General features: G+C 68.1%; 6 protein-coding genes and 1 pseudogene. 5 read left to right on the forward strand and 2 right to left on the reverse strand.

What is annotated here, in order from left to right; genetic code table 11:
- A pseudogene (locus tag PV363_RS15735) lies at positions 1-182 on the reverse strand (hypothetical protein); the annotation flags it as partial.
- A gap of 234 nt (positions 183-416) precedes the next feature.
- On the opposite strand from PV363_RS15735, the gene PV363_RS15740 reads away from it, so the two are divergent.
- The 4 genes from PV363_RS15740 to PV363_RS15755 all read left to right on the forward strand — a co-directional run bounded on the left by PV363_RS15740 (position 417) and on the right by PV363_RS15755 (position 3862).
- The gene (locus tag PV363_RS15740; RefSeq protein ID WP_220341059.1) at positions 417-1016 is read left to right on the forward strand and encodes a carboxymuconolactone decarboxylase family protein; all 600 of its coding nucleotides are present in this window, start codon (positions 417-419) and stop codon (positions 1014-1016) included.
- Between the two features lie 2 nt (positions 1017-1018).
- Positions 1019-1900 carry an RNA polymerase sigma-70 factor gene (locus PV363_RS15745; protein ID WP_301022824.1) on the forward strand — a complete coding sequence of 294 codons (882 nt, stop codon included), beginning with the start codon at positions 1019-1021 and terminating at the stop codon, positions 1898-1900.
- Between the two features lie 210 nt (positions 1901-2110).
- Positions 2111-3070, forward strand: a complete 960-nt coding sequence (locus PV363_RS15750; RefSeq protein ID WP_220341057.1) for a manganese catalase family protein — start codon at positions 2111-2113, stop codon at positions 3068-3070.
- Between the two features lie 84 nt (positions 3071-3154).
- On the forward strand, positions 3155-3862 hold the full coding sequence (locus tag PV363_RS15755) for a GAF and ANTAR domain-containing protein (RefSeq protein WP_220341056.1): 708 nt from the start codon (positions 3155-3157) through the stop codon (positions 3860-3862).
- 14 nt (positions 3863-3876) lie between these two features.
- On the opposite strand, the gene PV363_RS15760 is transcribed toward PV363_RS15755, so the two are convergent.
- The gene (locus PV363_RS15760) at positions 3877-4854 is read right to left on the reverse strand and encodes a helix-turn-helix domain-containing protein (protein ID WP_220365512.1); all 978 of its coding nucleotides are present in this window, start codon (positions 4852-4854) and stop codon (positions 3877-3879) included.
- A 183-nt stretch (positions 4855-5037) separates the two neighbouring features.
- Here PV363_RS15760 and PV363_RS15765 point away from each other — a divergent pair.
- Positions 5038-5255 (forward strand): hypothetical protein (locus tag PV363_RS15765; protein WP_301022825.1); only part of this gene is annotated, 218 nt, incomplete at its 3' end.

The raw sequence follows: 5255 nt of genomic DNA on the forward strand, positions 1-5255 counted from the left end.
CCGCTGTCGGCACCACCGTCCGCGCCACCGTCGTGCACACCGGGAACGCCCTCGGCGCCACCGTCGGCGGGACCCTCGGCACCGCTGTCGGCACCACCGTCCGCGCCACCGTCGTGCACACCGGGGACACCCTCGGCGCCACCGTCCGCGGGGCCTTCTGTCTCGGGATCGCGTTCGCTCATGTGGATCTCCTTCTGCCTACGCCGACCACGCCGGCGGAGTGCGGATGTGCTGAGACCGGGAGCCACGGAGGACTCCACCACCTCAGTCTTGCCCTCTTGCCGTGTGGGCGAAACCTTACGGCGAATCGGTCCCGGGTTCAGGTCACGTGCGATCCGAGCGGGATCATCGTGCGCTGTCACGTTCCGGGGTCGGTGTGCGTCTCCATGTCATACCCGCTCGCACAGGAGGTCGACATGAACGGATCACCCCGCATCGCCCCCGCCGAGATCACCGGCATCAAGGGCGCAGTCATCAAGCGGTTCGCGAAGAAGAAGCTCGGCCAGGTGCCGGCGTCGGTCGGCGTGTACTGGCACAACCAGAAGGTCATGATGGCCCTGAGCGGTGCCAGTACCAAGGTCGAGAAGTGGGACGCCTGCGACGAACAGCTGAAGTCGTTCGCGCACATGGCGGTGGCCGCCCAGGTGGGGTGCAGCTGGTGCCTGGACTTCAACTACTTCGAGACCTTCAACAAGAACCTCGACATCGAGAAGGCGCGCGAGATCCCGCGGTGGCGCGAGTCCGACGTCTTCTCCCCGCTCGAGCGCGAGGTCTTGGCGTACGCGGAGGCGATGTCGACGACGGAGCCGACGGTGACCGACGAGATGGTGGCGTCGCTCGTCGCGCAGCTCGGCGAGGCCGCCGTCGTCGAGCTGACCGCCATCATCGCCTTCGCCAACTTCACGACACGAGGCAACATCGCTCTCGGTATCGAGTCCGACGGTTTCGCTGCGGCGTGCGGACTCCCTCCTCTCGCAGGGCCGACCACAACCCCACCGACGGCCGTAGGGTCGTGAAGGTGTCCGACGACCCGTTCCTCGCCAACCGAGGTCTCCTCTTCACGATCGCCTACGAGATGCTCGGCTCGGCGGCCGATGCCGAGGACGTCGTCCAGGACACCTGGCTGCGGTGGGACGCGATCGGCGCCGACGCCCGCGCGGACGTGCGCCACCCGCGCCCGTTCCTCGTACGGATGGTGACGCGCAAGGCCTTGGACCGGCTCCGGGCGAACGCACGGCGGCGTGAGGAGTACGTCGGAGAGTGGCTCCCCGAGCCGCTGCTCACGGCGCCGGACGTGGCGGACGACGTCGCGCTTGCCGAGAGCGTCTCGATCGCCATGCTCACCGTCCTGGAGACGCTGACGCCGACCGAGCGCGCGGTGTTCGTGCTTCACGAGGTGTTCGAGACGCCGTACGGGGAGATCGCGGAGACCCTCGGCAAGACTCCGGCAGCCGTACGCCAGATCGGGCACCGTGCCCGTGAGCACGTCGCAGCGCGGCGGCCCCGGATGGAGGTCGGCCGTGCCGAGCAACGGCAGGTGGTCGAGCGCTTCCTCGCTGCGGTGTGGGAGGGCGACCTGCAAGGGCTGCTCGATGCCCTGGCACCGGACGTCGTGCTCGTGGCCGACGGCGGCGGCGTCGCTCAGGCCGTGCTCAACCCGGTGGCCGGCGCCAAGAAGGTCGCCAACCTCCTGAAGCCGTTCAGACGTCTGACTCCGGGTGCCGAGATCGTTCCCACCGTGCTCAACGGGACCCTCGGCGCTCGGGTCGTCGGCATCGCCGACGGGTTCGACACCGCGATCAGCTTCGTCGTCGAAGCCGGTCGGATCAGCCGCATCTACGTGGTGCGCACCCCGGCCAAGCTCGGCATGATCGACGTCGTGGCGACGCTGAGCCGCTAGGGCCGGCGTACGGGCGTCCCTCTCCATCGCGGTCGCCGGGTCCATCCCCGGCGGGATCGTAGGTTGAGCCCGAGCCGCCGGCACCGCGAGAAAGGCGAAGCCTGAGGAAGGTTGACGACGCGCGTAGGGGGTACCTCCATAGCCTTGCACGCCCTCACCAGATCGCTCCATCCATGGAGCGGGGGTGCGCGGGCTCGCTAGGAGGCAGCGATGTATCTGCACGTTCAGCGACTCATCAACGAGATCATCCCGGACGAGCCGGACCCCGCAGCGGCCAACGCGCTGCAAGAAGGGCTCGGCGGCCAGTTCGGCGAGATGCGGACGATGATGCAGTACCTCTTCCAGAGCATGAACTTCCGCGGCCCGGACGGGAAGCCCTACCGGGACCTCCTCCAGGGGATCGGGACAGAGGAGATCAGCCACGTCGAGCTGATCGGCACCACGATCTCGCGCCTGCTCGACGGCTCGCCCCGATACAACGGGAAGAAGACCGACCCGCTCGACATGCCCGGCGCCAAGGGCAAGACTCCTCTCGACACGGCGCTCCACGAGAGCAACATCCACCACTACCTGGTGGCCGCTCAGGGCGCCCTGCCGGTCGACGCCGCGGGCAATCCGTGGTCCGGAAGCTATGTCTACAACTCGGGCAACCTCGTCCTCGACCTCCTGTACAACCTGATGCTCGAGTCCACCGGACGCCTGCAGAAGTGCCGGATCTACGAGATGACCAGCAACAAGACGGCGCGCTCGACGATCTCGTACCTGATCGTGCGCGACCAGGCCCACGAGAACGCCTATGCGCGCGCTCTCGAGACGCTCGGCGTCAACTGGGCATCGGTCCTCCCGATCCCCAAGACCAACGCCGAGAGGTACCCGGAGGTCAAGAAGCTGGTGGACCTCGGACTCCAGTCGAAGCAGTACACGTTCGATCTCGAGGGTGCCTCGGAGGCCGGACGCATCTTCCAGGGCATGTCACCGTCGAACGACGGGACGCAGCTCGACGCCACGGAGCAGGCGCCGATGGGGGTCCCTCTGACGATCGCCGAGGAGCGGTTCGAAGAGTTCTCGCCCGGTCTCGACCCCGAGCTCCTGTCGCTGATCCAGGCCACCGCGGAGATCGAGATGGCGGAGGCGTCCGACCCGCTCTTCGGGCCCACGACCAAGGCCTAGGACTACGCAGCGGCCCCGTCGCACCGCGGCGGGGCTGCCGTGTGCCAGCCTGACCACTCCGACGTCTCGCTTTATCATGTGTGAATGCCACGTCAGCAGGATCCCGAAGACCGGTTCGTCGAACTGGCGCGTTCGCTCAAAGAACAAGGCGACGAGAGCGAGACCCTTGACCATGCTCTCAAGATGGCGGTCGACATCATCTCGGGGTGCGACGAGGCGGCCGTCAGCCTGATCCGACGCGGGGGCCGCATCGAGACCCTCAACACCATCGGGTCGCGGGCGGCAGAGGCGGACCAGCTCCAGTACGACGCCGGTGAGGGGCCGTGCCTCGATACCATCGCCCACCACGAGACCACGCTCGTGCCCAATCTGGCCGACGAGGCGCGGTGGCCGCGCTGGAGTCAACGGGTCAACCGTGACCTGGGCTTCGGAAGTGCCCTCTCCTTCCAGCTGTTCACCACCGCCACCGACTACGGCGCGCTCAACATGTATGCCGAGCGCGCCGACGCGTTCGACGGCCATGACCAGATCGTGGGCCTGGCCATGGCCGCCCACATCGCCGTCGCCCTCGCCTCGTCCCGCCAGATCGACAACCTCGGACGGTCGGTGAACAGCCGCACGGTCATCGGCCAGGCGATGGGCATCGTCATGGAGAGGTACGGGCTCGACGACTCGCGAGCGTTCCGATTCCTGCAGCGAGTCTCCAGCATCACGAACACCCGGCTCCTCGCGGTTGCCGAGCACATCGTCACCACCCGGCGGATCCCCGAGCAGCACACGGCGGCCGGCTAGCGCTGGCCAGACCTCTACGAGGTCTCGCGCAGAAGGTCCCCGCCGAGTCGGGTCAGGGTGTGCAGCACCGAGTCGCCGTCGCGGCGGCTGGTGATCAGCCCGGCCTCGCGCAAGGTGCGGGTGTGATAGCTGACGGTCGCGGCCGACACGCCCACCCGAGCGGCAAGCTCGGAGGTGGTGGCACCGACAGCACAGGCGGCGAGCGCCGTCGCGCGACTGCCTCCGATGAGGGCGGCGAGGGCCCGCTCAGGGGACACGGCGACGAGGTCCGCGGCGGTTCGCGACACGGGGTAGACGAGGACCTGCGGCAGGTGGGGATCCCTGAGGGTGACCGGTTGCCGCCAGCAGAAGTACGAAGGGACGAGGCGGAGCCCTCGACCCTCGAGATAGACGTCGCGGTCGTCCACGTGGTCGACCACACCGAGCACCGGTGCATGCCAGACGAATGACGGACCGAGGCCCCGGAGCAGTCCGTCCACACCCCCGTCCAGCAGCTGCCGGGCGCGCAGTGCTCGCTCGCTCTCGAACAGGCTCTCCATCTGACCGGTGACCGGCGAGATCACCGTGGCGTGGTAGGCACGCAGGGCATCGGTCAGGGTCGAGCGCGAACGGGGCTCGGCCAGCGTGCTCAGCGGTGAACCGGCGCCCCGGCTCGGATCCACCCGCGCGATCTGCTCGGCGACGCGATGCTCGGGCGATTCGAGGATCGCGTCCAGCCCGGCATCGAGACCCTCCGCCGCGCTTCCCGGCGTGAGGAAGTCGGGGTAGTAGCGGGCGAGCGGAAACAACGGCAGCAGCATCGAACGAACCGCGCGTCCGAGGCCGGTGTCGCGCAGGTTGCGCAACGCATCCTCGTACCACCTCTCGTGCAGCCAGCGGCCCCCACGAGTCTGGAACCGGTGGAGGCTGGACGCGATCTCCCACATGGGATCGGGCGCGGCAGCAACGCTCGTGAGAGCGAGATCGTGCTCGCTGAAGTGAATGCGCAGCACTGGCTTCCCCCTTGTCAGACCTCCCACAGGCTCGCACACGGGTAGGTCAGCGCTGCCTATTTCGATGCTCGTCGAAATGCCTGTCGTTCTGGTGCGCCCGGTTGACACGATCCCTTCGCCGAGGCGCCGTGCACGCAGCACGTCGACGCGCCAGGGCATCCATCAGCATCACCAGGGGGAAACATGAAGAGGAAAATCTACTCGGCCTTGGCCGCCGTCGGGCTCACCGCCGGCCTGCTGGTCACGTCGGGCGCGCCGGCCTCGGCCAGTCCCGGCTGCACCCACAAGGGACTGGCAGTGGCCAGCACCGGCAACATCGTCGCCATACCCGCGACGAGCAGCGGCGATGACCATTGCCACCTCCAGCAGGGCTACGCCTCTGCAGCGGTCCGCACTCTCCA

The sequence above is a fragment of the Mumia sp. genome (genome assembly GCF_028803055.1).
Lineage (GTDB): Bacteria > Actinomycetota > Actinomycetes > Propionibacteriales > Nocardioidaceae > Mumia.

What these genes read in the sequence shown, in the direction of transcription:
- PV363_RS15740 (WP_220341059.1), top strand. Translation starts at nt 417, where the DNA reads ATGAACGGATCACCCCGCATCGCCCCCGCCGAGATCACCGGCATCAAG.
- PV363_RS15750 (WP_220341057.1), top strand. Translation starts at nt 2,111, where the DNA reads ATGTATCTGCACGTTCAGCGACTCATCAACGAGATCATCCCGGACGAG.
- PV363_RS15755 (WP_220341056.1), top strand. Translation starts at nt 3,155, where the DNA reads ATGCCACGTCAGCAGGATCCCGAAGACCGGTTCGTCGAACTGGCGCGT.